Source organism: Streptomyces sp. NPDC042371, assembly GCF_056437465.1.
This window is the reverse complement of sequence record NZ_JBWKAP010000002.1, coordinates 135,276-161,942: the sequence shown is the minus strand read 5'-3', so window position 1 is coordinate 161,942 and position 26,667 is coordinate 135,276. Positions and strand designations below refer to the sequence as shown.

Genomic DNA, 26,667 nt, shown 5'->3' with positions numbered 1-26,667 from the left:
ACCTCTGCGTTCTCGGCGCTTTCCAGAGCGCTTCGCGTTGCCCACGAAAGAGATGGCGAGCATGACCGTGCAGAAGACCGAACGGCCGCCCTCCGGCCCGACGGAGGTGCAGACGAAGCAGGACGGCGGGCCACGACGCGACGGCCCGCACACATCCGCGGGACGTCTCGCAGGCCTGACGCCTTATCTGCTCCTTGCCCCCGCGATCATCGCCACCCTGCTGCTGCTCGGCTGGCCGCTGGTCAACAACGGGATCCTGTCGTTCCAGAACCTCAACATGCGGCAGTTCATTCTGCACTTGACCGAGTGGAACGGATTCGACAACTACAAGGAGATCCTCACCGGCGAGGACTTCTGGCGGGTCACCGGCCGCTCGGTCGCCTTCACCGCCGTCAACGTCGTGCTGATCATGTTCCTCGGCACGCTGGTCGGACTGCTCCTGGCGCGCCTCGGCCGGAAGATGCGCACGTTCCTCATGGTCGGGCTCGTCCTCGCCTGGGCGATGCCGGTCGTCGCGTCGACCACCGTCTACCAGTGGCTGTTCGCGCAGCGCTACGGCGTCATCAACTGGGTGCTCGCCAAGATCGGCTTCGAGTCGATGGCCGACCACGACTGGCTCGCCTCGCAGTACTCGACCTTCTTCGTGGTCCTGCTGCTGATCGTCTGGCAGTCGATCCCCTTCGTGGCGATCAACCTCTTCGCCGCCACCACGACCATTCCCAAGGAGCTGTACGAGGCCGCGGCCCTGGACGGCGCCGGTGCCTGGAAGCAGTTCACCCAGGTCACGCTGCCGTACCTGCGGCCCTTCCTCTACGCCACGACGTTCCTGGAGATCATCTGGGTCTTCAAGGCGTTCGTGCAGGTCTTCACCCTCAACGAGGGCGGGCCCGAGCGGCTCACCGAGATCCTTCCCGTCTACGCCTACATCGAGGGCATGGGCAACCAGCACTTCGGGATGGGCGCCGCGATCGCGATGCTCACCATCGTCATCCTGCTGGCCATCACCTCGTACTACCTGCGGATCGTGCTCAAGCAAGAGGAGGACGAGCTGTGAAGCGCTCGCTGCTGGGCCGGCTGTGGCCCAACCTGACCGCGGTCGTTCTCTTCGTCCTCTCGGTCTTCCCCGTCTACTGGATGTTCGCGACGGCCTTCAAGCCGTCCGGCGACATCATCGCCGAGGACCCGGTCTGGTTCCCGACCGACGCCACTCTTGAACACTTCAAGAAGGCGATGAACGCCGACCACTTCTGGACCATGGTCGGCAACTCGGTGACCGTCACGGTCCTCGCCGTGGTCTTCTCGCTCATCATCGGCGTGACCGCGGCGTTCGCCCTCGCGCGCATGCGCTTCAAGGGCCGCCGCGGCTTCATCATCGGCTTCATGCTCGCCCAGATGGCGCCCTGGGAAGTCATGGTCATCGCGATCTACATCATCGTGCGCGACGCGGACATGCTGAACAGCCTGGTCCCGCTGACCCTCTTCTACATGGTGATGATCCTGCCCTTCACCCTCCTCACGCTGCGCGGCTTCGTCGCCGCCGTGCCCAAGGAGCTGGAGGAGTCCGCCATGGTCGACGGCTGCACCCGTATGCAGGCGTTCCGCCGGGTGATCCTGCCGCTGCTCGCGCCGGGCCTGATGTCGACCTCGCTCTTCGGCTTCATCACCGCCTGGAACGAGTTCCCGATGGTCCTCGTGCTGAACAAGGAAGCAGACTCCAAGACCCTGCCGGTGTGGCTGTCCAGCTTCCAGACCGCCTTCGGCGACGACTGGGGTGCCACCATGGCGGCCGCCTCGCTCTTTGCCATCCCGATCCTGATCCTCTTCGTCTTCCTGCAGCGCAGGGCCGTCAGCGGCCTGACCGACGGCGCAGTGAAGGGATAACTCCGCACATGACGACTCTTACGCACGCCGGTGACACGCTCACCCGCAACGCCCTCGCCGTCCTGCAGCCCGGCTTCGACGGCACCACCACCGCACCGGACTGGCTGCGCCGCCGGATCGGCGAAGGCCTCGCCTCCGTCAGCCTGTTCGGCCGCAACGTGCAGACCGCGGAGCAGGTGGCCGCGCTCACCGCGCAGCTGCGCGCCGAGAGCGACGACCTGCTGATCGCCATCGACGAGGAGAGCGGCGACGTCACCCGCCTGGAGGTGCGCACCGGCTCCTCCTACCCGGGCAACCACGCACTCGGCGCCGTCGACGACCCCGCGCTGACCCGCGAGGTCGCCGCGGACCTCGGCCGCCGCCTGGCCGCCTGCGGCATCAACTTCAACTGGGCGCCGTCGGCCGACGTCAACGCCAACCCGGACAACCCGGTTATCGGCGTACGCTCCTTCGGTTCGGACCCCGACCTGGTCGCCCGGCACACCGCCGCCTACGTCGAGGGCATGCAGTCGGCGGGCGTCGCCACCTCCGCCAAGCACTTCCCGGGGCACGGCGACACGGCGATCGACTCGCACCACTCCGTGCCGGTCATCGACGTCGACCGGGACGTCCTGAACTCCCGTGATCTGGCGCCGTTCCGCGCGGCGCTCGCCGCGGGCACGCGGGCCGTGATGAGCGCCCACGTCCTGGCCCCGGCCCTGGACCCGGACAACCCCGGAACGCTCTCCCGCCGCATCCTGACCGGCCTGCTCCGCGAGGAGTTCGGCTACGAGGGACTCATCGTCACCGACGGCATGGACATGCAGGCCATCGCAGGCACGTACGGCTTCGAGCGAGGCTGTGTCCTCGCCATCGCCGCGGGCGCCGACGCGATCTGCACGGGCGGCGGCCCCTCCGACGAGGGGACCGTGCTGCGGCTCCGGGACGCCTTCATCGCGGCGGTGCGCTCCGGCGAGCTGCCCGAGGAGCGGCTCGCCGACGCGGCCGACCGCGTACGGTCTCTCGCCGGCTGGGCCGTGGCGGCGAGGGGGTCGGGCGCGGCCGAGCGTTCGGGGGGCGCGCCCGACACCGGCATCGGTCTGATCGGCGCCCGCCGTGCGCTGACGGTCACCCGCGGCGAGACGTACGCGGCCCCGGTCACCGAGGCCCCCTACGTCGCCACCTTCTCCCCGCTCCCGAACATCGCCGTCGGCAACGAGACACCCTGGGGCGTCACCGACGAGCTGGCGCGCCGCTTCCCCGGCACCGAGTCGGCCACCTACTCCGGCGAAGGCTCGGGCAGCAAGGCCCTCGCGGCGGCGGGCACGCGACGCATCGTGGCCGTCGTCCGCGACGCACACCGCCACGCGTGGATGGCCGAGGCCCTGCAGACCATCGTCTCGGCCCGCCCCGACACGGTCGTGGTCGAGATGGGCGTCCCCCAGTCCGCCCCGATCGGCGGCCTCCACATCGCGACGCGCGGCGCGGCACGAGTGTGCGGCCAGGCGGCGGCAGAGGTCATCGTCGCGGGCTGACCCGCCCACCAAGCAAGAGCCCACCAAGTGAAAGGGGCGCCCCCGGTCGGGGGCGCCCCTTTCACTGTTCGTCGCGTCTGCAGAGTGCCTCTACAGGTTCCTTCTACAGACCCTGCCAGTCCGGCTTGTTCGCATACGTGTGCCGGAAGTAGTCCGCGAGCTTCAGCTTCGACGCCGCCGCCTCGTCCACGACGACCGTGGCGTGCGGGTGCAGCTGCAGCGCGGAGGCGGGCACGACCGAGGCGATCGGTCCCTCTACCGTCGCGGCCACCGCATCCGCCTTGCCCTCACCCGTGGCGAGCAGCACCAGGTGCCGCGCCTCCAGGATCGTCCCGATGCCCTGGGTGATGACGTGGTGGGGGACCTGCTCGATGTCCCCGTCGAAGAAGCGCGCGTTGTCCACCCGCGTCTGCTCGGTCAGGGTCTTGATGCGCGTACGGGAAGCGATCGACGAGCATGGCTCGTTGAACCCGATGTGCCCGTCCGTGCCGATCCCGAGCAGCTGGAGGTCGACACCTCCGGCCTCGGCGAGCGCCTTGTCGTACGCCACGCACGCCGCCTGCACGTCCTCGGCGCTGCCGTCCGGACCCATGAAGGAGGCCTCGCTCAGCCCGAGGGGCTCGACGACCTCACGGAGGACCACGGAGCGATACGACTCGGGGTGCCCGGCGGGCAGCCCCACGTACTCGTCGAGCTGGCAGATGCGCGCCCGCGAGGCATCCACGGAACCGGCCGCGACCTTGGCCGCCAGCGCTTCGTAGATGGGCAGCGGGGTGGAGCCGGTGGCGACACCGAGCAGGGCGTCAGGCTTGCGACGCACCAGGGCGGCCATGGCCTCCGCGATGAGCTCGCCGCCTGCCGTGGCGTCCGGGACGATGACAACTTCCACGCTGGGCCTGCCGATCTGGAGAGGGGCTCAAGAGTGTTGGTGGTATAGACCAATCTAGCAGAGCTGCGCCGCCAGAACAGCAGTGCTGCACCGCCAGAACGGCCGATTCCACCGCTCTCCGATCCATGCTCGGCTCTCGTCCCCGCCTCCGCCCGTCGAACCGTCCGCGGCGCCCGCGAAGCCCCTGGTCACACGCCCAGGACCGACCCTCCCGTCGCGTCGATGTACTGACCGGTGATCCACCGGGCGTCCTCCGAGGCCACGAAGGAGACGATGTCCGCCACGTCGGCGGGCTGGCCTATCCGGTCGAAGGTCGAGTACCCCGCCATGTCCGCCTGCTGGGCCTCGGGGATTCCGTCCATCATTTCGGTCTGGATGATGCCCGGCGCGACGGCGTTGACCGTGATCCCGCGCGGGCCGAGCTCCTGCGCCAGCGTGTGCGTCAGCACGTTCACCGCGCCCTTCGTCATCGAATACGCCACGGTGACCGGGAACGCGATGCGTGTGACGCCCGACGAGATGTTGATGATCCGGCCGCCGTCGCGGAGCCGGTCGAGTCCCTTCTGGACGACGAAGAACAGTGCCTTCGCATTGACCGCGAACACACGGTCGTAATCCGCCTCCGTCACCTCTCCCACGTGGCTGTACAGGCCGATGCCCGCGTTGTTCACCAGGATGTCCAGGCCGTCCGCGTGCCGGTCGAACTCCGCCCAGAGCGCCTCGGCGTCTCCGGGCACCCCCAGCTCGGCGCCGAACGCGAAGGCGGAGCCGCCCGCGGCCTCGATCGCCGCCACCGTCTCCTTCGCGGCCACCTCATTGCTGCCGAAGTGCACGGCGACCCGTGCGCCGTCCCGCCCGAGACGCTCGGCGATGCCTCGCCCGATGCCCCTGCTGCCGCCTGTGACCAGCGCCGTCTTCCCCGCGAGCCTGCCCGTGACTGCATCCATGCCGGACGCCCCCTCTTTCTCTAGTGGTCGCTACAGAAAGAACGCTACCCCACCCCCGAGCTCTTTTTCTAGTGCCCGCTATACAATTCACTCCATGGCGACGAAACAGCGCGGGCGCCCCCGCTCCTTCGACCGTGAGACGGCCCTCGAACAGGCGATCCGCACGTTCTGGGAGAACGGGTACGAGGGGACGTCCGTCTCCGACCTCACGCGCGTCATGGGCATCGGCGCCCCGAGCCTCTATGCGGCCTTCGGCGACAAGCGGACCCTCTTCGACGAGGTCGTCGTGCGGTACGGAGCGACCCACGGAGTCTTCGGCCCCCGCGCCTTCGACGAGGAGCCGACCGCTCGCGCCGCCGTGTCGCGGATGCTGCACGAGGCCGCGGCCGAGTTCACCGACCCCAGCCACCCCCGCGGCTGCCTCGTCATCACCGCGGCCACCAACTGCACGACGCCGGAGGTGGAAGAGGCCCTGCGGGAGCGTCGGAACGCGAACGTGGCGGACATCGAGTCCCGGGTCCGCGCGTCCGTCGCGGCGGGGGAGCTGCCCGACCGCACCGATCCCGCCGCCCTCGCGCGCTACACGGGGGCGGTCTTCCAGGGAATGTCGCAACAGGCCAGGGACGGCGCCACCAGGGAAGATCTGGAGGCGGTGGCCGATCTCGCCATGCTGGCGTGGCCGCAGGCCCGGCCGACCGGGAGCGAGGACTGACCGTCGGCTCCAAAAAGTGGAGGACGTCGGCTCCGAATGTCGGAGAAAGAGACAACAACAAACATCTGTAGACGCATAGACATGGGAGAATGGTCTAGTCCACAATGCGTGGGTAAAGCCTCCGCTCTTCCCGCACAGAAGAGCGGACCGAGGAACCGGCGCTCTCTGCCCTGACCGCGTCGGATCCTCAAGATCGGCTGTTCAGTACCGCACATTCTGGCGGCCGATGCACCTGAAGGGCTGCGGTGCCGTGGGCGGGCTGAGGGTCCCGCCCTGGCGCCGCGGCTCGACGGGAGCCGCCGGACGCGAAAGGTACGCTCCACACGTGCCCTCCATGAACGACCTCGTACGCCAGCACACCGCTCTCGGTGACTCCGATCTCGAGTGGCTGCATCTGCTGGTCTCGGAGTGGCAGCTGCTCTCCGACCTCTCCTTCGCCGACCTGGTGCTCTGGGTTCCCACCCTCGACGGCACCCGCTATGTCTCCGTGGCGCAGATGCGGCCCAACACCGGCCCCACCTCCTACCAGGACGACATGGTCGGCCACCTCGTCCCGCGTGGCCGCCGCCCCCTCCTCGACGCGGCCCTGGACGAGGGGCGCATCGTGCGCGAGGGCGACCCGGAGTGGCGCGAAGAGGTTCCGGTGCGCGTCGAGTCCATCCCCGTACGCAGGGAAGGCCGCGTCCTCGGCGTCATCGCCCGCAACACGAACCTGTTGACGGTCCGCACCCCTTCGCGGCTTGAGCTGACCTACCTCCAGTCGGCGTCCGACCTGGCGCAGATGATCGCCGCCGGGTCGTTTCCGTTCCCGGGCCAGCAGGTCGACATGGACGCCTCCCCGCGCGTGGGTGACGGTCTGCTGCGACTCGATGCCGACGGCGTCGTGCAGTACGCGTCGCCGAACGCGCTCTCCGCGTACCACCGCCTCGGCCTCGCCTCCGACCTCGTGGGGCACCACCTGGGCCGGGCGACGGCCGAACTCGCCCCGTCCCGCGGCCCGGTGGACGAGGCGTTGGCGAAGGTGGCGAGCGGCTGGGCGCCGCGCGAGTTCGAGATCGAGGGCGGCGACGGGGTGATCCAGCTGCGCGCGATCCCGCTCAAGCCCAAGGGGCCGCGCATCGGTTCGCTCGTACTCCTGCGCGACGTCACCGAACTGCGCCGCCGCGAGCGGGAGTTGATCACCAAGGACGCCACCATCCGGGAGATCCACCACCGGGTGAAGAACAACCTCCAGACGGTCGCTGCGCTGCTGCGGCTGCAGGCCCGGCGCATCGACTCGGCCAAGGGCCGCGAGGCGCTCGAAGAGGCCGTGCGGCGCGTGGGTTCCATCGCCATCGTCCACGAGACGCTCTCCCAGAACCTGGACGAGCGCGTGGAGTTCGACGAGATCGCCGACCGGGTGCTCGCGATGGTCGCGGAGATCTCGCCCGGCAAGGTCATCGGCCGGCGCACCGGCCGCTTCGGGATTCTGGACGCCGAGGTCGCGACGCCGCTGTCGATGGTCCTCACGGAGGTTCTGCAGAACGCCCTGGAGCACGGCTTCCGCGAGGGGGACACCGGCACGGTCGAGGTGTCGGCGGTGCGCGGCGGCACCACCAAGGAGGCGCGGCTGCTGATCACCGTCCAGGACGACGGGGTCGGCCTGCCCGAGGACTTCGATCCGCACCGCTCCGGCAATCTCGGCCTGCAGATCGTCCGTACCCTCGTCGAGGGCGAGCTGAGCGGCACTTTCGACATGGTCCGGGCGCCGGAGCGCGGCACGCGGGTGATCCTGGACATCCCGGTTCGCGGCGACAAGTAGCGGCGGAAATCGCGAGGGGCCCGGCGGCGACGGAAAAGGTCGCGGCGGCAGACAGACGAAAGCAGTGAGCCCCGGACCGATTGGTTGGTCCGGGGCTCACTGCTCACGTTGCGTTGCGCATCGGGGGTACTGCGCGGCTGCGGCTCGGGGGCGGGAGTTGCGTACTCGCTGTACGCGCCGCCAAGCTCAGGCTCGTGGGGGGTGTGGGTGTCAGGCGCTGGCCTGGCGTGCACGGTTGCGAGCGGCGCGGCGCTTCATTGCACGGCGCTCGTCCTCGCTGAGGCCACCCCAGACGCCGGAGTCCTGGCCGGACTCGAGCGCCCACTGCAGGCACTGCTCCATGACGGGGCAGCGGCGGCAGACGGCCTTGGCTTCCTCGATCTGCAGCAGCGCAGGACCGGTGTTGCCGATGGGGAAGAAGAGCTCGGGGTCTTCCTCGCGGCAAACGGCGTTGTGACGCCAGTCCATGGCTGCTACCTCTCCTTGGTATTACATGCAGGTTGCTTGTGAATGTGAACGCTTTCACGAATCCCCCCGCACGGGAAGGGCCGACGCCCAGTTACCTGGTGTGGACCTGTGGTGGAGGAGGGGTTCTGGCTCTCTGTGGGGCCGATGTTGCGGGCCGTCCCGATCGCCATGTAGAGATTCGCAAACCTCGGCGGCGGATACAACCCCTTCAGGAAAGTTTTTTTTGATTCCTCAGTGTCGGCTGGGTCACAGCCGTACTTCTATGGGGTGGACCCTGGCCTAAACGTTCGAGTGAAAGGACTTTAGGCCCTTCCACTCACACAATCACACGCAGTGCCCGGCGTACGCCTGTGAACGTCACGCTCGTCCGTAGCCCCAAGTGGTCACCGTCCATCTGGAGGGGCAGAGGAACCTTTGAATGCAAGGTGAAGTCTGTGAGGTCGTGGAGCGTAACTGCGTGCTTACCGTGCGGTCCCCGCTCCGGCGTGGACGTCAGGAGCTGGGTGCCGTACCGGGCCACCGCGGCCGTGGAGAGCTTCTTCAGGCCCAGCACGTCCAGGGCCGTGTCGAAGGAGGCCTGCGGGGATGCGTACAGCGGGCGATTGCCCAGGTAGGAGTACGGAGAGGTGTTGCAGACTATCGACATCACCAGGTCGGTCACCGGGTCCTCGCCGGGCCGCTCCAGGGTGATCATTCCGTGCCTGCGGTGGGGCTCGTCGATGAACTGGCGCAGCACCTGGCGCACATAAAGGGCGTGTGTCGAGCGTCGGCCGAGCTCGCGCTGCTGTTCGACCCTGCCCACCACGCCGCCGTCGAAGCCGAGGCCCGCGCAGAACGTGAACCAGCGCGAGGGCACGGCCTCGTCCTCGGTGCCCGGTGTGCCGCCCGCGATGCCAAGGCCCACCGTGCGCTCACTGCCCTCGCGCAGGGCGTCCAGGAGGGCCCCGGTGGCCTCCACGGCGTCGTTGGGCAGCCCCAGGGCGCGCGCGAAGACGTTGGTGGAGCCGCCGGGGACGACGGCGAGGCGGGGGAGGCGGTCCGGGTCGGGTCCGTGGTGCAGCAGGCCGTTGACGACCTCGTTGACGGTGCCGTCGCCGCCGAGGGCGACGACCAGCTCGATGTCCTTGCTCTCCGCGGCCTGCCGACCGAGGTCCCTGGCGTGCCCGCGGTACTCGGTCGTGACCGCGTCGAGCTTCATCTCGCTCGCCAGCGCGTGGACCAGCACATCACGCGTACGCGCACTGGTGGTGGTTGCCGCCGGGTTGACCACGAGAAGTGCACGCATGCGAAGCAGACTACCTAGCGCTCTTTACACGGCCTAGACCGAGGTGCCGGGGCGGACGCACCCGGAGCTACTCTGCTGGGGTGAGTACTGAGCGGAAAACCACCCCCGAAGCCCCGGAGTCGCCCGAGCCGGGCCCGCGACCCGCGCGGGTGACCGCCGCCGCGGCCCTGGTTGCGCTGGAGGGCCTCGCCCTCGTCGCCGGGGGCGTGTACATGCTCGTGCTGGGCATCACCGGATCGCCCGACGACGCCAAGCAGGCCTGGACGGGTGGCATCACGCTGATCGTCCTCGCGCTGCTCCCGCTGCTCGCCGCGCGCGGGCTGCTGAAGCTGCGCCGGTGGAGCCGCGGTCCCGCGATCATCACGCAGATCATGGCGCTTCCGGTGGCCTGGCAGATGCTGCAGGCCGACAGCGCGGCGATCCCGGCCGGGATCGTGCTCGCGATCTGCGCGGTCGTCTCGCTCGTCCTCGTGATCAATCCGGCGACGACCGAGGCCCTCGGCATCCAGGGCCCCGGCAACGTCCAGGATCAGAAGTAGTACGGCTCAAAAGCGCTGGTACCACTCAAAAACGGCCACTACGGAGAGTGATCACTCCTCGACGAGGAGCTTCTCCCGCAGCTGCGCCAGCGTGCGCGCCAGCAGACGCGAGACGTGCATCTGGGAGATGCCGACCTCCTGCGCGATCTGCGACTGGGTCATGTTGCCGAAGAAGCGCAGCAGCAGGATGCGCTTCTCCCGCGGGGGCAGGTCCTCCAGGAGCGGCTTGAGCGACTCGCGGTACTCGACGCCCTCCAGCGCCTCGTCCTCGGCGCCCAGGGTGTCCGCGACGGCCGGGGACTCGTCGTCCGTGTCGGGGACGTCCAGGGACAGCGTGGAGTACGCGTTGGCGGACTCCAGGCCCTCCAGGACCTCCTCCTCGGAGATGGCCAGCTTCTCGGCCAGCTCGTGCACGGTGGGGGAGCGGCCGTGCAGCTGGGACAGCTCGGCCGTCGCCGTCGTCAGCGCGAGCCGCAGCTCCTGGAGGCGCCGCGGGACGCGGACCGCCCACCCCTTGTCGCGGAAGTGCCGCTTGATCTCGCCGACGACCGTCGGGGTCGCGTACGTGGAGAACTCCACGCCGCGCTCCGGGTCGAAGCGGTCGACGGACTTGATCAGGCCGATCGTGGCGACCTGGGTGAGGTCGTCCAGCGGCTCGCCGCGGTTGCGGAAGCGGCGGGCCAGGTGCTCGACGAGCGGCAGGTGCATGCGGACCAGTTGGTTGCGCAGCTCCGCGTACTCCCGACTGCCGCCGTCCAGGGTGCGCAGCTCGATGAACATCGCGCGTGCGCCGCTGCGGTCCTGCGGATCGTGCCGACCGTGCTCGCTCATGTTTCCCGCCCGTCGCCCGCCGCCCCGGCCGGAGAGCTGCTTCAGCTCGTCCTTGGCGGTCGGCTCTGCCTGCTCCGACACATCGGCCACCCTCAGCGGACCTGACCGGTCCGGCTCCTCCGGGTGCGGTTTGGCCTGCTGTTCGGGGATTCCGGTGGTCATACGGCGCAACCCCTCCCTGCCGTCGGCGGGCAGACCTCGTGTGCCGCGCTCTTCGTCCCGCACCGGCCCGTCCCCGTCCCTCACGCCGGCCCGGGTCCCGCGCCGCGCTTCTTGTAGAGGCTGATCGAGACGGTCTTGTCCTCGGCGACGGTCGAGTCCACCTGGCCCGCGAGGGCCGACAGCACCGTCCAGGCGAAGGTGTCCCGCTCCGGGGCCCGGCCGTCGGTCGTGGGCGCCGAAACCGTCACCTCCAACGAGTCGTCGACGAGGCGGAAGACGCAGCTGAGCACCGAGCCGGGCACGGCCTGCTGGAGCAGGATCGCGCAGGCCTCGTCGACCGCGATGCGGAGGTCCTCGATCTCGTCGAGAGTGAAGTCCAAACGCGCTGCAAGGCCGGCCGTGGCCGTCCGCAGCACCGACAGGTAGGCACCCGCAGCCGGAAGGCGGACCTCCACGAAGTCCTGATTCCCGGGCTCGCCTGCGATCTGGGACACCCTCACCTCCAAGGTGGTACAAGCACTTTCGGGGTTCCGGAGCCGCCGTCCAGCGGCGGTCCGGGCTGCGTCACACGGGTAACGCCCCACGTCGTTCTGCGGTGACGCTACCGCGCTCCCCAGCTCCGTGTCCCGGGGACCCCGGCCTGATGCTGTCACTCATAGTAAGCCTATGAGTACGGACAGTGGCTAGGGGTCGCGCAGGCCCAATTGGAAAGAACGGGCGCCGGGTTGACGTACCCAAACGTCAGACGATCGAACCGTCCACGAAGCACCAGCGCCAGCTCTCGCCCGGCTCGAAGGTCCTCATCACAGGGTGTGAGCTCTCCCTGAAATGTGCCGTCGCGTGCTGGAAAGGGGAAGAGTCGCAACAGCCCACGTGCCCGCACTCCAGGCACAGCCGCAACTGGACGGGGTGGCTGCCGACGGCCTGGCACTCGAGACACGTTTCGCTCAGCGGGGGCACCTCGGGGTGCGGCAGCGCTGTGACGTGCGGGCACTCGTTCATGATTGCCAGGTTACGACGGGAACGCGGAGGGCGGAGGGGTCTGCCGATGGATGTATTGCCGCTGGTGGCACTGATCGCGGCGAGTGCCGTGGTGGCCGGGGCAGCACGCAGGACCCCGGTGCCGGCGCCGCTGCTCCTGGTCGGGGTCGGGCTCATCGCCTCGAACCTCCCCGGCGTGCCCGACTACCACCTCGACCCGCACATCGTGCTGCCGCTGATCCTGCCCCCGCTGCTGCACACGGCCGCCCTGGAGAGCTCCTACCTGGACCTGCGGGCCAACATCAGACCCGTCGCGCTCCTCTCGGTCGGTTACGTTCTGTTCGCCACGGTCGCCGTCGGCTGGCTCGCCTACCTGCTCATCCCCGACCTGCCACTCACCGCCGCGCTCGTCCTCGGCGCCGTGATCGCGCCACCGGACGCGGTCGCCGCGACGGCCATCGCGCGCAAGGTGGGCCTCCCGTCGAGGATCACCACGATCCTCCAGGGCGAGTCCCTGGTGAACGACGCGACCGCGATCACCGCCTACAAGGTGGCCATCGCGGCGGCGGTCGGCGAGGGCGCGAGCTGGTCGGGCGGTGTCCGGGAGTTCCTGGTGGCCGCGGTCGGCGGGGTCGGCGTCGGGCTGCTGCTCATGGTGCCGATCCACTGGCTGCGCACCCACCTGAAGGAGGCGATGCTGCAGAACACGCTGTCCCTGCTCATCCCCTTCGTCGCGTACGCCGCCGCGGAACAGGTCGGCGCCTCCGGAGTGCTCGCCGTGGTCGTCGTCGCGCTGTACCTGGGGCACCGCTCCTGGCAGGTCGACTTCGAGACGCGGCTGCAGGAGGCCGCGGTGTGGAAGGTCGTCGCGTTCATCCTGGAGTCGGCGGTCTTCGCGCTGATCGGGCTGCAGCTGCCCGTCGTGCTCAAGGGGCTTGGCGAGTACAGCGTGGCGCAGGCCGTCTGGTACGCGTTCGGGGTGTTCGTCTTCGTCGTGGTGGCGCGCTTCGTGTGGTCGTATCCGGCGACGTACCTGCCGCGCGGGCTCTCGGCGCGGATCAAGGAGCGCGAGGCCGACATGGACTGGCGGCGGCCGCTGATCGTCAGCTGGGCGGGCATGCGGGGTGTGGTCTCGCTGGCCATCGCCTTCTCGATCCCGCTCGTCACGGACGACGGGGAGCCGTTCCCGGCGCGCAATCTTGTCCTGTTTCTGACGTTCACCACGGTGATCGGAACGCTCGTCGTGCAGGGGCTCTCGCTGCCGTGGCTGATCCGTTTCCTGAAACTGCCGGGCCGTGACGCGCAGGCGGAGACGCTCGCAGAGGCGCAGGCGCAGAACGCCGCCTCGCAGGCCGCGGAGGCCCGGTTGGAGGAACTCATGCAGGACGAGCGCAACCGCCTCCCACAGCCCCTCCAGGACCGTCTGCGCACCGTCCTGGAGCGCCGCCGCAACTCCGTGTGGGAGCGGCTCGGTCAGGCCAACCCGGTGACGGGGGAGTCGGCGGACGGCACCTACCGGCGGCTGGCGCGCGAGGCGATCGCCGCGGAGCGCGAGGTGTTCGTGAAGATGCGGGACGAGCGGCGCATCGACGACGAGATGATGCGGACGCTGCTGCGCAAGCTCGATCTGGAGGAGGCGGCCGCCCATCACGAGATCGAGGACTGAGGCGCCTACCCGCGCGTGCCGGTGATGACCGCGGTGAGTCGGGTGCCGGGCCGGAAAGCGCCCTCTTCGGAGAGGACGGTCAGGGCGTACAGCAGTTTGGCGACGTAGAGGTGTTCGACCAAGAGGCCGGTCGAGGGCCCGTGCCGCTGCTCGAAGTCCTCGGCGAAGGCGATGAGTTCCGGCGGGGTGCGGGCGTAGCCGCCCCAGTGGAAGCGCTCGTCCAGGCGCCAGTTGGCGGTCGGTTCGCCGAACGTGCGCCGTTGCAGGGCGGCTATGTCGTCGCCCAGGAAGCCGCCTTTGAGGACCGGTATGCCGAGGGCCTGCTGTTCCGGGCCGAGCCCCGCGGCGAGGCCCGCGAGGGTGCCGCCGGTGCCGCACGCCACGGCCGCCACGTCGGTGTGCCCGCGCAGTTCCTCGCCGAGCGCCGTGCAGCCCTGGACGGCGAGGGGGTTGCTGCCGCCCTCCGGGATCACGTACGCGTCCTGGCAGCCCGTCTCGCCCAGGAGCGCGGCCAGCGTGCCGGGCTCGGTCTTGCTCCGGTACGTCGACCGGTCGACGAAGTGCAGGCGCATGCCGTCGGCCGCGCAGCGGGCCAGCGAGGGGTTCAGCGGGCGCCCCGCGAGTTCGTCGCCGCGGACGACGCCGACCGTGGCGAGGCCCAGGAGGCGGCCCGCCGCGGCGGTGGCACGCAGGTGGTTGGAGTAGGCGCCGCCGAACGTGAGCAGGGTGTCGTGGCCCGCGTCGGCGGCCTTGCGCAGGTTGAGGACGAGCTTGCGGTACTTGTTGCCCGGCAGGTCCGGGTGGATCAGGTCGTCCCGCTTGAGCGACAGCTCCACGCCATGGCGGCCGAAACGGTCGTCCGCCACGCGCTGCAGCGGCGACGGCAGCCGCGGGAGCGGTTCGAGCGGGGCGGGCGGGGTGTGGTGCACCCCGCCATTGTCACTTGAGGCGCTCCTCGATGCGGTCCCGCATCGAGTCCATCGTGAAGCCGCGCGGGTCGACCTTGCCCGGCTGCCACTCCAGGTGGCCGATGACCGAACGCTCCGTCCAGCCGTGGTGGCGGCAGATCGCCGCCGAGACCTTCTCGATGGCCTCCAGCTGCTCGTCGGGCCACGGGTCCTCGCCGTCGCCGAGGTTCTCGCACTCGAAGCCGTAGAAGTGACGGTTGCCGTCGGTGTTCGCCTCGTTGTCCGGGGGCAGGCGCTTCTCCGCGATGACCGCGCGGAGCACGTCGTCGTCGCCCAGGCCCGCGTGGTTGGCGCGGCCGTACCCGACGAGGTGGACGTGGCCGTCCTTGGTGATGACGCCGTGGCAGAGCGGCCCGGGGAGCGAGGCGAAGCCGTCCCGGCAGATCTCCACCGTGCGCTCGCTGCCCTTGGTCACGGTGTGGTGGATCACCACGCCGTGAACGGGGCCCCAGGGGCCTTTGTGGTTGCGGTTGTGGTGCTCCCAGTCGCCGACTTCGACGACGGTCACGCCTTCGTCTCGCAGGATGTCGAGGAACCGGCCTGCGGACATGGGTGGGGCCATGACCGCCTCCTTTGCAGGGCACGACGGCCGCTGGTCGCGGGCCGTCTCGTATGCCCTGCTTGTACCGGAACTCCGGTGCCCGGACCAGCCGTTCGGAAGCGATCCGTGGCCTGTTCGGGCACCGTGCGAGCCGATCCGGTCAATTGCCGTGCAGGAATCCGTCCCCGTTCGTCGCGATGTGGGACTCCAGGGCCTGCAGCGCCTGCTGGGTGGCCTGCGAGGAGCCGGTGCCCCGGCGCTCGGCGTAATAGGCGGCGCCGAGCTTCTTCAGGAGAGCGTCGCCCGCGCGCTTCTCCTGGACCTCGTCGATCTTCTGCTTGCCCTGGGTGAGGCCCCGCTGGGCCTGCTCTTTGGCGCGATCCAGGAAGCCTGCCATTGCTCTCTCCTGCCGGTTGGTACCAAGGGTTCTGGTGGTGCGGTGTTCCGTATCGGTTCAACGGTCGTGCGGATCTTGTGGTTCCCCGGCCGCCGGGGGCTAGCCGGTCAGCTTGCGCATCAGGCGCACTCCCTGGGACGGCTTCATGTGCGGGAGGTAGGCCTTGCCGATCGCCCGGGTGATGCTGGGAAGGGCCGCCGGGTCGGGGTAGCACATGTACATGGGCCGGTATTCGGGCTGGAACTTCGCCTTGAAGTTGAGCAGCGAACGGAAGCCGTAGACCGGCTCCAGGGTGCGGCCCGCGTAGTCGAGGAGGCGCTGCAGCGCGGCGGGCGGTTCGCCCGTGTCGGAGCGGGCGAGTGGCGCCCCGGAGAGGCTGAGGAACTGGGCGCCCTCCTCCTTGAAGCCGAGTGCCGCGGACGCGATCAGGAACTCCATGGAGCCGCGGAACCCGTCGGAGCGGCGCCGCATGAAGTCCAGGGTCCAGCCCACCGGCCGGGCCGCCACCCCGTCGGCGGCCTCTCCCTCCTCTCCGTCCTCTCCCTCCTTCCTCTCCTCGGCGTGTGCGGAGTCTCCGTAGACCGGCATCCAGCTCGTGATGCCGTGCACGGTGCGGTCCCCGTCGACCGCGAGGAGACACCGCACATGCGGGTCGTCGAGCTCGTCCAGGCCGCCTAGCGTGAAGCCCATCTCGGGGAGCCCCTTGTCGGCGACCCACTCCTCGGAGATCGAGCGGACCTGGTCGGTGAGCGCGATCGGGGCCTTCGGGAAGACGTGCCACTCCGCCGTGATGCCCTCCTTCTTGGCCTTGTTCAGGGCGGTGCGGACGTCCTGCCACTTCTTGCCCGTGAAGGCCAGCTCCGGGAGAGGCACGACCGTGTCCTCGGCGACCTGCACCGAGCTCCAGCCCAGCGCGTCCGTGCGGGCCTTGGCGTCGGCCGTCACGCTGTAGAAGCAGGGCGTCCAGCCGCGCCGGTCGCAGTACGCGGCGAAGCCGTCGATCGCGTCCCCGCGCGCGGACGGCTCCCCGAAGGGGTCGCCCGTGGTGAGCGCGACCGTCGAATGCACGCGGTAGGCGACCGCCGCCCGGCCGTCCGCCGAGAACCAGTAGTGGTTGCCCGGCCACGTCGTCAGATACGAGAGCGTGGCGCCCCCGTGTGCGGCCAGCAGGGCACGCGCGCGTGCGGCGGCGCCGGGGTCCGCGTGCAGCAGGGGCCGCCGGAACGCCACGAAGAGCGCGATCAGAGTGACCACCCAGAAGAGCATCCCGCAGTACTCGTACAGGGCCAGGGCGGTGCCGCCGACCGGCACGGGGGCCCGGCCCTGGAAGAAGAACGGCTCGTAACTCGGCGGCAGGAACAGCGTCGGCAGGCCCGAGACCAGCTTCGCGAACGTCGCGTCGGGCGTGTACTGGTCGCGCACCGCGTACCCGACGCCCACGTACGCGACGCAGGCCAGCAGCAGCGCCCCGCCGACGGTCCCCGCCAGCCACGTCACGGTGGTGCGCGGCAGGACCTCCGCGAAGAGCCTCCGGGTGAGGAAGAGCAGCACCAGGACGAGCAGCGGAAGCAGCATCTGCTCGACGACCGCCTGGATCATCGCCGCCTTCTGGTCGGACAGGTCGCTGCCCTCCAGGACGTACCGGTCCGGGTGCGAGGCGATGTCGCTCAGCAGATACGCCATGAGTCCCAGCCACACCAGCTGCGCGGCCACCGTGATCCGCCAGGACAGCCGCAGCCCGCGCCGCAGCCCCTCGGCGAGCACGAGCAGCAGCAGCGGGATCGCGATCCCCATGAGCATCGCGGGGGAGCCGTAGAAGTGGTCCTGCGCGTGGACTCGGGCGCACTCGGAGCTGCCTGCCTCGGCGCAGGCGTCCGCGATGTCCTGCGGGCTCGGCCCGCCGGAGACGTACAGATCGAGGACGTTGAACGGGCCGAGCGAGTCCTTGTAGAGGGTGGCGATGAGCGGACCGATGGCGGAGGCGGCCACCACCAGGGCCACCAGGACGCGCCCCTCGGCGTGTGAGGCGTGCGGCATCCGCATGCGGTGCGTGTCCCCGTGCGCGAGGGCGCCGAGCGCCAGGCCCACTACGACACCGGCCAGGCGCAGCACCCCTTGCAGGTGTCCGACGTACAGCATGAGCATCAGCGGGAACACGATCAGGCCCAGCTGCAGCCTGCGCCGCCACAGGGCGTCGAGGCGGTAGCTGAGGAAGGCGCCGACGGCGCAGGCGCCGATGCCGGGCGTCGCCGTCAGATTCCGTGAGAGGTCGTCCAGCCAGTCCTCGCCGGCCAGCGCGCCCAGCTTCACGATCCCGGAGCCGAGCAGCGACCCCAGCACCTGGCCGAGGAACAGGACGACCGCCGTGCGCAGGGAGCCCATGCGCTGCTCGGCGGCCGAGCCCAGGAGCAGCAACAGCAGTGTGGAGCCGATGTAGTTGCCGATCCCCGGGCACCACAGGACGGAGGTGAGCGGGGTCCACCAGCGGCCGTCCGCGAGCGCGGGCACGCCCACGCCTATGTCGCTGAGGAGCGTGCCGGACGGACCGGAACCGAGGCTCCCGGTGAAGGCGCCGACGGCCCACAGCGCGACGACGACGAACACGGTCACCGGCGCGCGGCGGACCGGCTCGAACGCCCGGCCGACGGCACGCAACAGCCGCACCGGACCGCGCTCGCCCGGCGGCGCGAGCGGAGCCGCCGGGTCCGGCCCCTGCGCACCGGTGCCGGGAGGGGCCGCGGAGGTGGTCATCTCCCGAGCCCACCAGGCAGCGGAGCCCGACACCTCCCGGGTTGGGCCGAACGAGTGGAAACGCCCCTCCTGCCCCGCCGGAGCGTGATCCATTCCCGCTCGTTTGTGTAATGGCGCCGACACGTTCCGTGCTGGAAGGGTTGGGCGCGCAGATGACCGCTGGTATCCGGGAGGGCATAGCCAATGTCGGTAGGCGAAGAGATCCGTTCTGAGTCGGAGCAGCCGCAGCAGAGTCTCGGTACTTCCGCCGCACGGAATCTGGCCACCACCACCAAGTCCGCGCCACAGATGCAGGAGATCAGCTCGCGCTGGCTGCTGCGGATGCTGCCCTGGGTCCAGGTGCAGGGTGGTACGTACCGGGTGAACCGAAGGCTGAGCTACTCGGTCGGCGACGGCCGGGTGACCTTCGTGAAGACAGCCGACCGCGTGCAGGTCATCCCGGCGGAGCTCGGCGAGCTGCCGGTGCTGCGGGACTTCGAGGACCAGGAGGTCCTCGGCGAGCTAGCGCAGCGCTGCAGGCAGCGGGAGTTCGCCGCGGGAGAGGTCCTGACCTCCTTCGGCAGTCCGGCGGACGAGGTGTTCCTGCTCGCGCACGGCCGCGTCGAGAAGATCGGCACGGGGCCGTACGGGGACGACACCGTCCTCGAGACCCTCGCCGACGGCGCGTACTTCGGCGACCAGGCGCTCGTCGACTCCGAGGCCATCTGGGAGTACACCGCCCGTGCGGTCACCGCATGCACGGTCCTCGCCCTGCCCCGCCAGGACCTCGAACAGGTCGCGGAGCGCAGCGAATCCCTCCAGAGCCACCTCGAGCGCCTGCGGTCGCTCCCGACGCAGCGCACCAACACCTTCGGCGAGTCACCCATCGACCTGTCCGCCGGTCACGTCGGCGAAGCCGTGCTCCCCGGCACCTTCGTGGACTACGAATCGGCGCCGCGTGAGTACGAACTGAGCGTCGCCCAGACCGTCCTGCGCATCCACACGCGCGTGGCGGACCTCTACAACCAGCCGATGAACCAGACCGAGCAGCAGCTGCGGCTCACGGTCGAGGCGCTCAAGGAGCGCCAGGAGCACGAGCTCATCAACCACCGCGAGTTCGGCCTCCTCAACAACTGCGAGTACGACCAGCGGATCCAGCCGCACGACGGCGCGCCCAGCCCGGACGACCTGGACGAACTGCTCAGCCGCAGGCGCGGATCCAAGCTCTTCCTCGCCCACCCGCGCGCGATCTCCGCGTTCGGCCGCGAGCTGAACAAGCGGGGGCTCGTCCCCGAGACCATCGACATGAACGGCAACAGGATCCCCACCTGGCGCGGCGTGCCGATCTTCCCGTGCAACAAGATCCCGGTCACCGAGGCCAGCACGACATCCATCATCTGTATGCGTACGGGCGTGGAGGAGCAGGGCGTCGTCGGCCTGCACCAGACCGGCATCCCGGACGAGATCGAACCGAGCCTGTCCGTCCGCTTCATGGGCATCAGCGAGCAGGCGATCATCTCCTACCTGGTGTCTACTTACTACTCCGCCGCGGTGCTCGTGCCCGACGCGCTCGGCGTCCTGGAGAACGTGGAGATCGGCCGCTGGTGACCCCGCGGCCGTGTCCCCGGTCGTGGCACGGGGTACACCCCCTCCGTACGCGCCCACACGCCGAGGAACAGCCACCGTCCGCATCCTTCCCGGGGTGAGTCCATGACGGACACGACGACGGACACGGCAGGCACAGTGCACATGGAGGGGCGCACCCCGGAGCCCGCTGACGGGCTGGAGGCCACGGACATCCTGGCGTCGACCCGGACGCTCGTCGATCCGGAGCTGCGCAGGGCGATCGACACACTGCCCGGGTCCCTGCGCAGGGTCGCGCGCTACCACTTCGGATGGGAGCACGCGAACGGCACACCGGCCGCGGGGGACGCGGGCAAGGCCATCAGGCCCGCGCTCGTGCTCACCGCGGTGCGTGCGCTCGGCGGGGACCCCACGGGGGCGGTGCGGGCGGCGGCCGCCGTGGAGTTGGTGCACAACTTCACGCTCCTGCACGACGACGTGATGGACCGCGACACCACGCGAAGGCACCGGCCCACCGTCTGGACCGTGTTCGGCGACGCCGACGCGATCCTCGCCGGTGACGCGTTGCAGGCACTGGCGCAGCGGATGCTCGCCGAGGACCCCCACCCGGGGGCCCCGGCGGCGTCCGCCCGCCTCGCCAGCTGTGTCATGGAGCTCTGCGCGGGCCAGCACGCGGACTGCGCACTGGAGCGCCGCGGCCCGGACGAGGTCACGCTGGACGAGTGTCTCGCCATGGCCGAGGCCAAGACGGGGGCGCTGCTCGGCTGCGCCTGCGCGCTCGGGGCGGTGTACGCGGGCGCGGGCCTCGACGAGGTCGACTCGCTCGACGGCTTCGGCCGCGAGGCAGGGCTCGCCTTCCAGCTCATCGACGACGTCATCGGCATCTGGGGCGATCCGGGGCACACCGGCAAACCGGCGGGCGCCGACCTCGCCGCCCGCAAGAAGTCCTTGCCGGTCGTCGCGGCCCTGGCCTCGGGCACACCGGCCGCGGCCGAGCTGGCCGAGCTGTACGAAACCCCGCCCGACAGGACGGAGAGCGCGCCGGAGCAAGCGGCGCGCGCGGCCCGTGCCGTGGAGAGCGCGGGCGGCCGCGACTGGGCGCAGGTGCACGCGGCCGACCGGATGTCCCTGGCGATCGGTCAGCTCGCGAGGGCGGTGCCGGACCCGGAGTCGGCGGGCGGCCTGCTGGCCCTCGCCGAGTTCGTGACGCGGCGTACGCACTGAAGGGCACGACGGAAACAGGTCACTCGAAAGCCGCCACAAGCGGCTCGGCAGAGGCCTGCGATCGGTCGCCGCGCCCTCGCAACGACAAGCTCAGCCGGACCGTGGGCGCCGAGCGGGGCAGCACCGCCCGCAGGGCCCACACGTCCCCGCGATCCGGCCACGCTGCGGGGCTCTCCTGTGCATATGAAGGCGATCACCTACGCTGCAACCCGGCGATGCGCGGCACAGAGTTGGCACATCGGTGGGCGCGCGGTCGGAAGTGGACAAGTGATTAGGGGCGGGCTGTGGGTGTGGCGATCCGGAGAGCCGGGGAGGGCGACCGGGCGGACGTGGTCCGGCTGCTCGACGCGGCGTTGGTGCACGATCCGGTCAGCAGCTGGGTCTTCCCCGACGCGGGGCACCGCCTGCGTACGCACCGTGCCCTGATGTCCGCCTTCCTCGACATCGCGCTCGATGAGGGGTACGTCGACATCACCGAGGACGGCGCGGCCGTGGCCCTGTGGTGGTCCGTTCCCGCGGGCCCGCACGAGGACGGCGGGGGCGACGCAGCGGACGCGGCGAGCGCGGAGGACGGGCCGGTGCTGCTGCGCCGGGCCGTCGACCCGGACAACGAACGGGTCGAACTGATCGGCCGGTTGACCGAAGCGATCCACCCCACCGACCGCGCGCACGAGTACCTGCACCTCATCGCCGTGCACCCGGACCGCCAGGGCGAAGGACTCGGCACGGCACTCGTCTCCGCCGTGCTCGACCGCTGCGACCGCGACGGCCTGCACGCCTATCTGGAGGCAAGCAACGCGCGCAGCCGCGATCTGTACGCGCGCCTCGGCTTCGCCTTCATGGGGACGACGCTCGACCTGCCGGACGGGCCGCCGATGTGGCCGATGTGGCGCGAGCCGCGGCAGGCAGGGGCGGACGGCCGGTGAGCCCGCGAAGCTGACGTAATCGTTCACGACCGGGGAGCGCTGTGGAGTTACTGCAGGACCTGACCGTTCGTTGCGCGGACCTGCTCGGGGTCTCCGCCGCTGCCGTGCTGCTCATCGGTGACCGCGGGGGCGCGGTCGCTGCGGGTGTGACGGCCGTTGTCGAGGCGTCGGACGAGCGGACGAGGGAGATCGAGCTGGCCGCCTTCCTCCGGGGCGCGAGCCCGAGCCGGGACACCTGTCTGTCGGGCACGGCCCTGCCGCACATCGACCTCGACGGGGCGGAGGCGGCCGCGCGGTGGCCCTGGTTCGCGCAGGAGGCGCGGGCCGCGGGGTTCGTGGCCGTGTGCGTGGTGCCGTTGCGGCAGGAGCCGTCGGGCGATGAGCAGGCGGTGGGCTCCGGGTGGGCGGTGGGTGCGGCGCCGGTGGTGGGCGCGCTCGGCCTGTTCGGCGCCAGCCGCGAGGAGCCGCTGAGCGACGAACAGCTGGCGTGCGCGCAGATGTTCGCCGATCTCGCGGCTGCCGCGGTCGCGCGCCAGCGGTCCCTGGAGCGGAGCATCGTGGAGTGCGGCCAACTGCAGGCGGCGCTCACCAGCCGGATCGCCATCGAGCAGGCCAAGGGCGTGCTCGCCGAGCGGTGGCAGTGCTCGGTTGACGAGGCGTTCGGCGCGCTGCGCAAGCACGCGCGGCACCGGCGCCTGCGGCTCGGGGATTTCGCGCGGCAGGTGGTGGCGGGCGAGGTCGACACGACGGAGATCCGCCAGCGGTGACCGGAGGCGGGAGCCGTGGCGGGGGCCGCCGCAGGACTGCCGGGACCGGTTGAACCGGAATAACCTGGAGCCATGGGCAGCGAAGGGCCACGTGAAGGGCCACGGCCCGGCCCCGCCCCGCAGGACGAGCCCGTGTGCGCGGCCTGCGGAGGGCCGGTGGGTACGGCGATCCGGCGGCGCAAGGTGCTCGGGGTGTTCGTCCCCGTGTGGGGCCCCGGGCCGTGCCGCAACGCGCAGTGCGAGGCGTGTGTCGCCGAGGCGGACGAGGACGCGGCAGCGGGCGCACGGGGCGGCGGCAGTGGGAGCGGGCGCGCCATGCGGTCCCGCTCACGGAACGACAAGAGGCATGCGCAGCCCGGTGGCGAGGGGCCTGCGCAGCCCGGTGGTGAGGGGCATGCGCCGCCCGGTGGCGAGAGCAAGTGACGTACTCCGGGCCGCCGGGCCGTCCCTTCGACCGCGGCGGTAAGGTCCCACGGATCGGCGCCACGGCCGTCCGGGAGGGGTCCGATGAAGGTGCGGTGGGGCGTACTCGCCCTGACGGGTGCGGTGTTGGCGGGGTGCGGGTCGGGATCCGGTGCGGGCTCGGAGGGCTCCTCGCTGCCCGGGTACGCGCGGGAGCCCGGCGTGCCGCGAGTGAAGAGCGTGGACGACCTTCCTGAACTCCCCTTGGACCGATACGAGTTCAGCGGCAAGGAGGAGAAGCGCCTGCGGGAGGCGGAGAACCGGTTGCAGCGGGAGTGCATGCGGAGCTTCGGGTTCGACGACTTCCCGCTCGAACCCGACACTTGGATCGGCGGAACCGAGATGGCGAACAGCTTCACCTCGACGCTCGTCTACGTGTCCCCGTACGGGACGCTCGACCTCGACCAGGCCCGCCGCTGGGGCTACGGCAGCGACCCCGACCGTACCGACTCCATGACCGCGGAGCTGCTGCCGAAGGGGCGGGAGGTGACCGCCCGCGAGGACTCCGTGCTGAACGGGACCGAGACGGGTGAAGGCGGCCGTTCGGTGGTGCACGGCCGCAGGGTCCCGGCGGGCGGCTGCTCCGCGGAGGCGACGCGGCGCACCATGGCGACGGTGGGCGACGAGACGCGCCTGTGGACCTACGTCCCCGAGCGCACCGAGAAGATCAACACGGCCGTCGCCAAGGACGAGCGGGTCCGCAGGGCGTTCGCCGACTGGTCGCGCTGCGTCGAGGACAAGGGCTTCGAGCGGTACGCGAGCCCGGCGCAGGCATTCCGCGACAAGGCGTGGCGCAAGGGGCGCGAAGACGGCAGCACCCACCGTACGAAGCGGGAGCTGGGCACGGCCGTCGCCGACGTCGAGTGCAACCGCGACCTGAACGTCGCAGGGGTGTGGTGGGCGGTCGCCGACGAGAAACAGCGCGACGACCTGCGCCGCAACAAGTCCCGGTACGAGGCCGTGCGCAAGGACCAGAACCGGGTGCGGGCGGAGATCCGGAAGGTGCTCGGGTAGGCGAGGGCGGCGGGCAAGCGGTGGGCGGAGGGAGCCGTCCGCTGTCCCGCAGGCGCGTGATAGACACATGGGATGACGATCCGCGGCCGGGCGTTCGACGCCGTACTCACTGACCTCGACGGCGTGATTCGTTTCTACGACATGGCGGAACTGGAGCAGGCGGAGCACTCGGCAGGTCTGCCTGCGGGCAGCACGGCCGAGGTGGCCTTCCGGCCCGAGACCGACCTGCCGCTGATGCGCGGCGAGATCACCAAGGAGCGGTGGATCGAGTCGATCGCCGACGGGCTTGCCGACCGGGTGCCGTGGGCGCGCGGCCACGAGCTCGGGACGACGCTCGCCGAGACGAAGTTCCGGGCCGACGACGTCGTGGTGGGGCTGCTCCGAGGGGTCCGCGCGGCCGGGCTGCCCGTCCTGCTCGTCACGAACGCGACGCCGTGGCTCGCCGACGACCTCGCCCTGCTCGGGCTGACCGGCCCCGACGGCATCCTGGACGATGTGATCAGCAGCGCCGACCTCGGCATCGCCAAGCCGGACCGGCGCATCTACGAGACGGCGGCGGAGCGGGCCGGTGTCGCCCCCGGCCGCTGCCTCTTCGTGGACGACCGCGGGGAGAACGTGGACGCCGCGGTCGCGATCGGGATGAGCGGGCTGCTCTACCGTGAACCGGCGGATCTGCGGGGGGCGTTGGAGGCGTCGGGCTGACCGCAAAGGCCACGGGCGGACCTCAGCAGGAGTCCTCCAGATACGTGCGGGCCAGGGCCGCGGCGCCGGTGAGCCAGTCGGTGATCACCGCGAGCTCGTCCGCCGAGTACTTCGCGCAGAGCTCGGTGAGCAGCGCGGAGTACGGGCCGTAGACGGCCTGCACCCGCTCGGCGGCGGCCGGTTCCGCGGTGACGTGCACCCGGCGCCGGTCGGTGGGGTCGGGCCTGCGCGCCACGAACCCGCCGCGCTCCAGACGGTTGAGGATGCCGGTGACCGCGCCCGTCGTCACGTGCGCGCGGTCGGCCAGGTCGCCCGCGGTGACCGGGGCGTCCGCCTCCAGGACGTGCGCGAAGCAGACCAGGTCCTTGACGCTCAGGTCGAGGTTGCGGGCCAGCTCCTGACGGCCGATGAGGTTCGTGGCGACGAGATCGTCCAGTGCACCGATGGCGTCCGCGGCGGAGGCGGCGGGGTGGGCCTTCCCCTGCATGGAATGCATTGAACTCCCTTACTGCCTAAGATAAATTCCTTACTTGCTAAGACATCGTACGGCGTGCACAGGCAAGAAGGAGGCAGGGACGTGAGTGGACACCACGACGAAGGCCACACCGCCGCGGGGTGGACGGGATCCCTCATCGCGATGCTCGGGACCGTGGCCGTGGGTGTGGGCGTCGTCGGCTGGCGCCCGGGGATCTGGCTGGGGCTGATACTCCTGGTGGCGTCGGTGCTGGTCACATGGGTTCTGCACCTGGCGGGCTGGGGCAAGCCGCCGACGCCGCGCAGCCCCGATCAGTGGCGGTTGTCGACGCGGGACCTCTCCGTGCGGGCCGGGCACGTGAACTGCCTCGGCTGCCGAATGGCTGGTCGGTCCGGCCGGTCCGGCGGGTCCGTCCGGGAGGCCGAGGCGTCCTGAAAGGCTGACGCCTGACGGGCCGCCGAGGGGGCTGAACTCGGGCGGGGCGAGGCCTGACCGCTTGAGGCCCGGTGGAGTCCGGCCACATGAACGTCCGCCTCTGATGCGCCGCCTACCTCCGGCCCACCGCGTCCAGTGCCGGTGCGATGACGGCGAAGACCCGGTCGGTCAGCACGGCCGGGTCCTCCGCCCCGTCGCCCGCGCTCCACCTCTGCAGTACGGCCCCGAAGGCGGACAGGGCGATGCGGGCGGCCAGTTGGGGATAGAGATCCGTGCGCGGATCCAGACCGAGGCGGTGGGCGAGCTCCTCGGTGAGCTCGTCGCCCCACTGCGCCTGGCGCTCCAGGAAGCGGGCGTGCAGGGCGGGGCTCTCCAGTATCAACTGCGCCACGCGCAGCGCCTGTTGGCTCGGCCCGGCGCAGGCGCTCACCGAGACCCAGACGGTGTGGCGCAGCGCCACCGACGGTGGCTCGTCGGCCGGGCGGGACGCCAGCTCCGCGCGCATGCCGGTGCCCACGTCGGCCAGGAACTGGATCACCACGTCCTCTTTGGACGCGAAGTACCGGAAAAAGGTCCGCTTGGACACTCCCGCGACGGCCGCGATCTCGTCGGCCGTGACCGCGTCGAACCCCCTCCGGGTCAGCAGCCGCAGCGCGGCCGACGTCAGCTCGTCCGAGACGAGCTGGCGCTTGCGTTGGGCGAGGCTCACTTCCGGGTGGGTACTCACTGCCTCAGTGTACATTTCGTGCCCTGTTCGGCATCAAGA

At 70.6% G+C, this 26,667-nt stretch carries 28 protein-coding genes; 15 read left to right on the top strand and 13 right to left on the bottom strand.

Features of this window, described 5'->3' with window-relative positions; all coding sequences use genetic code 11:
- Positions 1-61: 61 nt before the first annotated feature.
- Genes AC068B_RS06410 through AC068B_RS06400 form a run of 3 tightly spaced genes read left to right on the top strand, consistent with a single transcriptional unit; the run spans position 62 to position 3,395 of the window.
- Positions 62-1,054, top strand: a complete 993-nt coding sequence (locus AC068B_RS06410; protein ID WP_478669450.1) for a carbohydrate ABC transporter permease — start codon at positions 62-64, stop codon at positions 1,052-1,054.
- Positions 1,051-1,881: a carbohydrate ABC transporter permease gene (locus AC068B_RS06405; protein ID WP_356256202.1), complete on the top strand. Its 831-nt coding sequence runs from the start codon at positions 1,051-1,053 to the stop codon at positions 1,879-1,881. The genes AC068B_RS06410 and AC068B_RS06405 overlap by 4 nt, the downstream gene beginning before the upstream one ends.
- Before the next feature lie 8 nt (positions 1,882-1,889).
- The gene (locus AC068B_RS06400; protein WP_478669448.1) at positions 1,890-3,395 is read left to right on the top strand and encodes a glycoside hydrolase family 3 protein; all 1,506 of its coding nucleotides are present in this window, start codon (positions 1,890-1,892) and stop codon (positions 3,393-3,395) included.
- 103 nt (positions 3,396-3,498) lie between these two features.
- Here AC068B_RS06400 and nagB read toward each other — a convergent pair whose 3' ends face one another.
- Entirely contained in the window at positions 3,499-4,284 is a 786-nt protein-coding gene (gene nagB, locus AC068B_RS06395) for a glucosamine-6-phosphate deaminase (protein WP_478669447.1), read from the bottom strand.
- A gap of 188 nt (positions 4,285-4,472) precedes the next feature.
- Positions 4,473-5,231 carry an SDR family oxidoreductase gene (locus AC068B_RS06390; RefSeq protein ID WP_478669445.1) on the bottom strand — a complete coding sequence of 253 codons (759 nt, stop codon included), beginning with the start codon at positions 5,229-5,231 and terminating at the stop codon, positions 4,473-4,475.
- A 94-nt stretch (positions 5,232-5,325) separates the two neighbouring features.
- Here AC068B_RS06390 and AC068B_RS06385 point away from each other — a divergent pair, with 94 nt between their 5' ends.
- Positions 5,326-5,943, top strand: a complete 618-nt coding sequence (locus tag AC068B_RS06385) for a TetR/AcrR family transcriptional regulator (protein ID WP_478669444.1) — start codon at positions 5,326-5,328, stop codon at positions 5,941-5,943.
- A gap of 334 nt (positions 5,944-6,277) precedes the next feature.
- Positions 6,278-7,744: a sensor histidine kinase gene (locus AC068B_RS06380; protein ID WP_478670247.1), complete on the top strand. Its 1,467-nt coding sequence runs from the start codon at positions 6,278-6,280 to the stop codon at positions 7,742-7,744.
- A 210-nt stretch (positions 7,745-7,954) separates the two neighbouring features.
- Here the strand turns inward: AC068B_RS06380 and AC068B_RS06375 are convergent, their stop codons facing one another.
- Both AC068B_RS06375 and AC068B_RS06370 read right to left on the bottom strand, forming a co-directional pair.
- A complete protein-coding gene (locus AC068B_RS06375) occupies positions 7,955-8,212 on the bottom strand; it encodes a WhiB family transcriptional regulator (RefSeq protein ID WP_016639615.1) in 258 nt (85 codons plus the stop codon).
- 316 nt (positions 8,213-8,528) lie between these two features.
- The gene (locus tag AC068B_RS06370; RefSeq protein WP_055563721.1) at positions 8,529-9,497 is read right to left on the bottom strand and encodes a diacylglycerol/lipid kinase family protein; all 969 of its coding nucleotides are present in this window, start codon (positions 9,495-9,497) and stop codon (positions 8,529-8,531) included.
- A gap of 80 nt (positions 9,498-9,577) precedes the next feature.
- On the opposite strand from AC068B_RS06370, the gene AC068B_RS06365 reads away from it, so the two are divergent.
- Positions 9,578-10,036, top strand: a complete 459-nt coding sequence (locus AC068B_RS06365) for a hypothetical protein (protein ID WP_478669443.1) — start codon at positions 9,578-9,580, stop codon at positions 10,034-10,036.
- Positions 10,037-10,087: 51 nt separating this feature from the next.
- Here AC068B_RS06365 and AC068B_RS06360 read toward each other — a convergent pair whose 3' ends face one another.
- From AC068B_RS06360 to AC068B_RS06350, 3 genes are all read right to left on the bottom strand, one after another.
- Positions 10,088-11,113, bottom strand: a complete 1,026-nt coding sequence (locus tag AC068B_RS06360; protein ID WP_356256220.1) for an RNA polymerase sigma factor SigF — start codon at positions 11,111-11,113, stop codon at positions 10,088-10,090.
- The gene (locus AC068B_RS06355) at positions 11,110-11,523 is read right to left on the bottom strand and encodes an ATP-binding protein (protein ID WP_356256223.1); all 414 of its coding nucleotides are present in this window, start codon (positions 11,521-11,523) and stop codon (positions 11,110-11,112) included. Before AC068B_RS06355 ends, AC068B_RS06360 begins: the two co-directional genes overlap by 4 nt.
- Before the next feature lie 247 nt (positions 11,524-11,770).
- Complete coding sequence (locus AC068B_RS06350) at positions 11,771-12,031, bottom strand: UBP-type zinc finger domain-containing protein (RefSeq protein ID WP_468556868.1); 261 nt, start codon at positions 12,029-12,031, stop codon at positions 11,771-11,773.
- Between the two features lie 46 nt (positions 12,032-12,077).
- Between AC068B_RS06350 and AC068B_RS06345 the strand changes: the two genes are divergently transcribed.
- Entirely contained in the window at positions 12,078-13,676 is a 1,599-nt protein-coding gene (locus AC068B_RS06345; protein WP_478669441.1) for a Na+/H+ antiporter, read from the top strand.
- A 5-nt stretch (positions 13,677-13,681) separates the two neighbouring features.
- Here AC068B_RS06345 and AC068B_RS06340 read toward each other — a convergent pair whose 3' ends face one another.
- From AC068B_RS06340 to AC068B_RS06325, 4 genes are all read right to left on the bottom strand, one after another.
- Positions 13,682-14,605, bottom strand: coding sequence for a 1-aminocyclopropane-1-carboxylate deaminase/D-cysteine desulfhydrase (locus AC068B_RS06340; RefSeq protein WP_478669439.1), 924 nt, complete (start codon positions 14,603-14,605; stop codon positions 13,682-13,684).
- 10 nt (positions 14,606-14,615) lie between these two features.
- Entirely contained in the window at positions 14,616-15,206 is a 591-nt protein-coding gene (locus tag AC068B_RS06335) for an N-acetylmuramoyl-L-alanine amidase (RefSeq protein WP_478669438.1), read from the bottom strand.
- Positions 15,207-15,345: 139 nt separating this feature from the next.
- Complete coding sequence (locus AC068B_RS06330; protein ID WP_478669437.1) at positions 15,346-15,582, bottom strand: hypothetical protein; 237 nt, start codon at positions 15,580-15,582, stop codon at positions 15,346-15,348.
- A gap of 99 nt (positions 15,583-15,681) precedes the next feature.
- Positions 15,682-18,333, bottom strand: coding sequence for a rhomboid family intramembrane serine protease (locus tag AC068B_RS06325; protein WP_478669435.1), 2,652 nt, complete (start codon positions 18,331-18,333; stop codon positions 15,682-15,684).
- Between the two features lie 183 nt (positions 18,334-18,516).
- Here AC068B_RS06325 and AC068B_RS06320 point away from each other — a divergent pair, with 183 nt between their 5' ends.
- From AC068B_RS06320 to AC068B_RS06290, 7 genes are all read left to right on the top strand, one after another.
- On the top strand, positions 18,517-19,920 hold the full coding sequence (locus AC068B_RS06320) for a family 2B encapsulin nanocompartment shell protein (protein ID WP_478669434.1): 1,404 nt from the start codon (positions 18,517-18,519) through the stop codon (positions 19,918-19,920).
- A 102-nt stretch (positions 19,921-20,022) separates the two neighbouring features.
- On the top strand, positions 20,023-21,120 hold the full coding sequence (locus tag AC068B_RS06315) for a family 2 encapsulin nanocompartment cargo protein polyprenyl transferase (RefSeq protein WP_478669433.1): 1,098 nt from the start codon (positions 20,023-20,025) through the stop codon (positions 21,118-21,120).
- 284 nt (positions 21,121-21,404) lie between these two features.
- On the top strand, positions 21,405-22,046 hold the full coding sequence (locus AC068B_RS06310; RefSeq protein WP_478669431.1) for a GNAT family N-acetyltransferase: 642 nt from the start codon (positions 21,405-21,407) through the stop codon (positions 22,044-22,046).
- 41 nt (positions 22,047-22,087) lie between these two features.
- On the top strand, positions 22,088-22,813 hold the full coding sequence (locus AC068B_RS06305) for an ANTAR domain-containing protein (protein ID WP_478669430.1): 726 nt from the start codon (positions 22,088-22,090) through the stop codon (positions 22,811-22,813).
- Between the two features lie 156 nt (positions 22,814-22,969).
- Complete coding sequence (locus AC068B_RS06300) at positions 22,970-23,236, top strand: hypothetical protein (RefSeq protein ID WP_478669428.1); 267 nt, start codon at positions 22,970-22,972, stop codon at positions 23,234-23,236.
- 84 nt (positions 23,237-23,320) lie between these two features.
- Positions 23,321-24,289 carry a hypothetical protein gene (locus AC068B_RS06295; protein ID WP_478669427.1) on the top strand — a complete coding sequence of 323 codons (969 nt, stop codon included), beginning with the start codon at positions 23,321-23,323 and terminating at the stop codon, positions 24,287-24,289.
- A 72-nt stretch (positions 24,290-24,361) separates the two neighbouring features.
- Positions 24,362-24,991, top strand: coding sequence for an HAD-IA family hydrolase (locus tag AC068B_RS06290; protein WP_478669426.1), 630 nt, complete (start codon positions 24,362-24,364; stop codon positions 24,989-24,991).
- 22 nt (positions 24,992-25,013) lie between these two features.
- Here AC068B_RS06290 and AC068B_RS06285 read toward each other — a convergent pair whose 3' ends face one another.
- Positions 25,014-25,478 (bottom strand): MarR family winged helix-turn-helix transcriptional regulator, encoded by a 465-nt coding sequence (locus AC068B_RS06285; protein ID WP_478670244.1) that lies wholly within the window; start codon positions 25,476-25,478, stop codon positions 25,014-25,016.
- Positions 25,479-25,568: 90 nt separating this feature from the next.
- On the opposite strand from AC068B_RS06285, the gene AC068B_RS06280 reads away from it, so the two are divergent.
- Positions 25,569-25,901 carry an HGxxPAAW family protein gene (locus AC068B_RS06280; protein ID WP_478669424.1) on the top strand — a complete coding sequence of 111 codons (333 nt, stop codon included), beginning with the start codon at positions 25,569-25,571 and terminating at the stop codon, positions 25,899-25,901.
- A 112-nt stretch (positions 25,902-26,013) separates the two neighbouring features.
- Here the strand turns inward: AC068B_RS06280 and AC068B_RS06275 are convergent, their stop codons facing one another.
- Positions 26,014-26,643, bottom strand: coding sequence for an acyl-CoA-like ligand-binding transcription factor (locus AC068B_RS06275; protein ID WP_478669423.1), 630 nt, complete (start codon positions 26,641-26,643; stop codon positions 26,014-26,016).
- Between the last annotated feature and the right edge of the window lie 24 nt (positions 26,644-26,667).

What these genes read in the sequence shown, in the direction of transcription:
- AC068B_RS06410 (WP_478669450.1), top strand. Translation starts at nt 62, where the DNA reads ATGACCGTGCAGAAGACCGAACGGCCGCCCTCCGGCCCGACGGAGGTG.
- AC068B_RS06400 (WP_478669448.1), top strand. Translation starts at nt 1,890, where the DNA reads ATGACGACTCTTACGCACGCCGGTGACACGCTCACCCGCAACGCCCTC.
- AC068B_RS06390 (WP_478669445.1), bottom strand. Translation starts at nt 5,231, where the DNA reads ATGGATGCAGTCACGGGCAGGCTCGCGGGGAAGACGGCGCTGGTCACA.
- AC068B_RS06385 (WP_478669444.1), top strand. Translation starts at nt 5,326, where the DNA reads ATGGCGACGAAACAGCGCGGGCGCCCCCGCTCCTTCGACCGTGAGACG.
- AC068B_RS06380 (WP_478670247.1), top strand. Translation starts at nt 6,278, where the DNA reads ATGAACGACCTCGTACGCCAGCACACCGCTCTCGGTGACTCCGATCTC.
- AC068B_RS06375 (WP_016639615.1), bottom strand. Translation starts at nt 8,212, where the DNA reads ATGGACTGGCGTCACAACGCCGTTTGCCGCGAGGAAGACCCCGAGCTC.
- AC068B_RS06370 (WP_055563721.1), bottom strand. Translation starts at nt 9,497, where the DNA reads ATGCGTGCACTTCTCGTGGTCAACCCGGCGGCAACCACCACCAGTGCG.
- AC068B_RS06350 (WP_468556868.1), bottom strand. Translation starts at nt 12,031, where the DNA reads ATGAACGAGTGCCCGCACGTCACAGCGCTGCCGCACCCCGAGGTGCCC.
- AC068B_RS06345 (WP_478669441.1), top strand. Translation starts at nt 12,078, where the DNA reads ATGGATGTATTGCCGCTGGTGGCACTGATCGCGGCGAGTGCCGTGGTG.
- AC068B_RS06335 (WP_478669438.1), bottom strand. Translation starts at nt 15,206, where the DNA reads ATGGCCCCACCCATGTCCGCAGGCCGGTTCCTCGACATCCTGCGAGAC.
- AC068B_RS06330 (WP_478669437.1), bottom strand. Translation starts at nt 15,582, where the DNA reads ATGGCAGGCTTCCTGGATCGCGCCAAAGAGCAGGCCCAGCGGGGCCTC.
- AC068B_RS06325 (WP_478669435.1), bottom strand. Translation starts at nt 18,333, where the DNA reads ATGACCACCTCCGCGGCCCCTCCCGGCACCGGTGCGCAGGGGCCGGAC.
- AC068B_RS06320 (WP_478669434.1), top strand. Translation starts at nt 18,517, where the DNA reads ATGTCGGTAGGCGAAGAGATCCGTTCTGAGTCGGAGCAGCCGCAGCAG.
- AC068B_RS06315 (WP_478669433.1), top strand. Translation starts at nt 20,023, where the DNA reads ATGACGGACACGACGACGGACACGGCAGGCACAGTGCACATGGAGGGG.
- AC068B_RS06295 (WP_478669427.1), top strand. Translation starts at nt 23,321, where the DNA reads ATGAAGGTGCGGTGGGGCGTACTCGCCCTGACGGGTGCGGTGTTGGCG.
- AC068B_RS06290 (WP_478669426.1), top strand. Translation starts at nt 24,362, where the DNA reads ATGACGATCCGCGGCCGGGCGTTCGACGCCGTACTCACTGACCTCGAC.
- AC068B_RS06285 (WP_478670244.1), bottom strand. Translation starts at nt 25,478, where the DNA reads ATGCAGGGGAAGGCCCACCCCGCCGCCTCCGCCGCGGACGCCATCGGT.
- AC068B_RS06275 (WP_478669423.1), bottom strand. Translation starts at nt 26,643, where the DNA reads ATGTACACTGAGGCAGTGAGTACCCACCCGGAAGTGAGCCTCGCCCAA.